This window comes from Streptosporangium fragile (assembly GCF_039534445.1).
Taxonomy (GTDB): domain Bacteria; phylum Actinomycetota; class Actinomycetes; order Streptosporangiales; family Streptosporangiaceae; genus Streptosporangium; species Streptosporangium fragile.
Genome location: NZ_BAAAVI010000201.1, coordinates 1 through 559 on the forward strand (window position 1 = coordinate 1; position 559 = coordinate 559).

The 559-nt window shown below is 62.4% G+C and carries 1 protein-coding gene; it reads right to left on the reverse strand.

Annotated features, from left to right (window positions below):
* A partial coding sequence (locus ABD841_RS40640) for a hypothetical protein (protein WP_344982424.1) occupies positions 1-433 on the reverse strand: 433 nt, incomplete at its 3' end.
* Positions 434-559 lie beyond the last annotated feature (126 nt).

Here is a 559-nt window from a genome sequence, read left to right on the forward strand (position 1 = left end):
GCTCGTACTGGGGAAACGACGAGCGATGCTCGACGTTCGAGATCAGCATCGTCTGGTCCCGGTAGCCGAGGCAGTGACTGTAGGCGGGCACGTCCCGTGTGGCCGCCACCGCGAGTGGAATCCCTCCGTAGACGTATTTGTCGTCGTTGCCGAGTGTCACCTCGATGTCGAACTCCTCGATGACAGTGGCCGTCGCGGCCGCCAGGTCGAGACCACTTTGCAGGAAACGTCGGTAAAACGGCTCGTCGCTGCCGGTGGGGTCGACGTGGAACTGGCGATGGAACTTCCGCAGAGTCGTAACGGCGAACTGCGAGACATCGACACCTTCGTACCGGACACTGGTCGGATCGTCGAAGTCGTCGACGGACGGGACCGAGCGACCCTCGATCACGGCGTCCAGCGGGTACGGTGTCAGTCCGAACGCGTCGAGCATCGCCTCGCCGTAGTGGCGACAGATGTCACAGACCGAGTCGTCGCTCCATCTCGGCTCCTTCCGCAGACAGAGATCAAGCCCAGCGTGACACCGGAGAACGATCGGCTCGTAGCCACGTGTTCGAAA